Genomic DNA, 3,102 nt, shown 5'->3' with positions numbered 1-3,102 from the left:
TTACAGCGCCGTAATAATAAATTCACTTCGTCTGTTCAGTTGATGTTCTTCCTCCGTACATTTTACCCCATCGGCACATTTATTTACGAGTTGTGTTTCTCCATATCCTTTTCCTGTTAATCTGCTTGAATCAACACCATTTTTGATTAACCAGTTTATAGTAGACTTAGCTCTTCTATCAGATAAAGCTTCATTGTATTTGAATGTTTGTCTGCTATCTGTATGGGAGCGTATATCAAGTTTCATAGTTGGATTTTGATTTAAAACATCTAATATTTTTTCTAAATCCAAAGCAGCTTCAGTTCTAATATTAGATTTATCTAAATCGAAATAAATCATTTTTATGCCAAAGCATTTACCTAAATCATCACCAATGGTAACTTTACACTTTGCTTTTTCTAATGCAATTGGTAAGTATGTTTTTCCTTTATCATTCGCAATAGTAATTTTTTGCTCTTTGGTGGTATATTCTGGTTTTTCAGCTCTTACATTATAGGTTTTTCCACATTCAACAGTAAAAGAATAATTACCTTTTGCATCAGAAGTAGTGGTGCTCACCAAATTAAATTGACTGTCGTATAAGGTAACTTTTGCATCTGAAAGCAGTTCTGCTGTAGTTAAATCAGTAATTTCACCATATAAAAGCTGCTCACAAGTAAGTCTTTTGGTTTCTAAGAATTTATAAATATCATCGTACCCTTGTCCACCATCTCTATTGGAGCTAAAAAACCCCCTTCTTGATTTTGTATCTATTAAATAAGCAAAATCATCTTTAGGCGAATTAACATTTTCTCCTACATTTTGCACCTCACCGAAACTTCCGTCAGTATTTATTTTGGATACAAAAACATCCAATCCACCAAGACCGGGATGCCCGTCTGAGGCAAAATAAATTTCATTTTCATCATTTACAAAAGGGAACGTTTCTCTTCCTTCAGTATTGATTTTATTTCCTAAATTTTCTGGTGTTCCAAAAGTCCCATCGTCATTTATTTTCACCTTGAATAAATCAGACTGTCCTAATGTTCCCGGCATATCTGAAGCAAAATATAATGTTTTCCCATCAGGGCTTAATGCTGGATGTGCCGTACTGTAATTATTACTGTCAAAAGGCAGTTCAGTTACATTAGTCCATTTATCATTTTCTAAACTGGCTTTGTATATTTTTATTAAAGTAATTTTATTTCCATCTTTACCTTTTTTTCCATCAAGATAGTTATTTCGTGTAAAATACATGGTTTTACCATCATTAGTAAATACAGGAGTAGATTCATGGAACTTTGAATTTATAGTTGCACCAAACTTTTTAGGTATACCTGGAATCATGTTATCACCTAAATCAGCAGAATATAAATTAGTAAAATGCTGGTTAGTCCAAGTATGTTTTCTTTGTCCTAAACTTCCAGTATCTCTAGCTGAAGCAAATATTATTTTGTTTAAATATATTGTAGTTCCGTAATCAGAATATTTTGAATTGATACCTGCATCTTCTACTTGATATCTTCCAGAATTAGCTTTAATGGCTTCTAAATAATTGGTGTTTTGCTTGAAAAGTTTCCCTCTATTGTCGTTCCCTAATTTTTGATTGAATAATTCCAGCATTTCATTGGCTTTGTCATTTTGGCCAATAGATCTCAAAGATTGCGCATAACGATAGTAATATTCAGGTTCTAAATCATTGGTATTCATAGCAAATAATTCACCATACCATTTAGCTGCTTTATCCAACTCGGCATTGAAGTAATAGGCATTTCCCAATTTTTTAAACAAATCAGTTGATTTATACCCTTTTTCAGCCACCCTCTCATAGGTTTTTATAGCATCTACATAGGCATAGTTGTCATATTTTTTATCAGCTGTAGCCAATTTTGCTTTTTGAGAATAAGTATTAAAAGAAAAAATACTTATTATTGTTATGTATAGGAGTATCTTATTTTTCATAATAATTATTTTTAGAAGAATCTTGGAGTTGTAATTTTGTTATTATTTTTAAATAATTCATATCGCAAGAATATCTCATGTGACCCGGAATTATAATGTTTTAAATTGGTTGTTTCATGGTCATAACCATAGCCTATATACATTCCATCCGAAACCTGAAATCCAGCCATGGCACTTATTGCGGCACTCCATCTATAAGCTACTCCCACTACAAACTTGTTATTGAACATGAAATTTCCTGATACATCAACTTGAAGTGGAGCACCTCCCACAACTTTTGTTAATAATGCGGGTTTGAATTTTATGTAATCATTCATATCAAATACATAACCTGCAATTAAGTAATAATTAATTTTCTCTTTAAAAATAGCTACTTCATTATCATCATACCGATTGCTTTCTATGAAATTAGGTATTGAAAACCCTACATAAGCCTTGTCTGAATGTAAATAAACACCTGCACCAATATTTGGGGTGAATTTATTATTGAAATCATGTATACTGGGGTCATTGTCAACAGGATTTAATCGGTTGACATCCAAATTAAAAAAATTAGCTGTTGCTTTGATTCCAAATGAAAGTTTAAAAGTTTCTGAAGTAGGAATAGTATATGATAAATCAGTTGAAATCGTATTCTCAGTTGTAGGACCAATTCTGTCATTTATAATGGATACTCCTAAACCTAAATTGCTTTCATTTAAGGGAGTATTGACAGATACTGCATTAGTAACTGGAGCACCATCAAGTCCTACCCATTGTGTACGATGTAGCGCAAAAATACTTAATGCACCTCTGGACCCTGCATAGGCAGGATTAATATTGATGGTGTTGTACATGTATTGAGTAAATTGAGCATCTTGTTGCGCAAAACTTACAAAGGCTGTAAAGATCAAAGCGAAAGAAAATATTTTTGTTTTCATAGTAGATACTTATTATTTTAAATTATCTATCAAATTTATTTTTGATTGTTTTGATAAAATTATTTAAGGTTTGTTATTCAAGAAAAAGGGCAATTTGTATTAATTATACCTGAGGACAAAATGCCCTCAGGTATTAAATTTAATTATTTACTATATATAAATACCCGTCTTTTTTATTGGTTACAGATTTTCCATTACCATCAATAGAGGTATAGTTCAAGATATAAAAGTAGGTTCCGGT

General features: G+C 31.6%; 2 protein-coding genes. Both read right to left on the bottom strand.

The features are described 5' to 3' along the window. A complete protein-coding gene (locus ACM55H_RS17865) occupies positions 1–1,941 on the bottom strand; it encodes an OmpA family protein (protein ID WP_416837804.1) in 1,941 nt (646 codons plus the stop codon). Between the two features lie 11 nt (positions 1,942–1,952). After that, the gene (locus tag ACM55H_RS17860; RefSeq protein WP_416837803.1) at positions 1,953–2,861 is read right to left on the bottom strand and encodes a PorP/SprF family type IX secretion system membrane protein; all 909 of its coding nucleotides are present in this window, start codon (positions 2,859–2,861) and stop codon (positions 1,953–1,955) included. Between the last annotated feature and the right edge of the window lie 241 nt (positions 2,862–3,102).

Origin of the sequence: Flavobacterium cryoconiti, assembly GCF_048158645.1 — a bacterium.
Classification (GTDB): domain Bacteria; phylum Bacteroidota; class Bacteroidia; order Flavobacteriales; family Flavobacteriaceae; genus Flavobacterium; species Flavobacterium cryoconiti.
The sequence above is the reverse complement of the archived record's forward strand: the minus strand, read 5'-3'. Positions and strand labels throughout refer to the sequence as shown.

What these genes read in the sequence shown, in the direction of transcription:
- ACM55H_RS17865 (WP_416837804.1), bottom strand. Translation starts at nt 1,941, where the DNA reads ATGAAAAATAAGATACTCCTATACATAACAATAATAAGTATTTTTTCT.
- ACM55H_RS17860 (WP_416837803.1), bottom strand. Translation starts at nt 2,861, where the DNA reads ATGAAAACAAAAATATTTTCTTTCGCTTTGATCTTTACAGCCTTTGTA.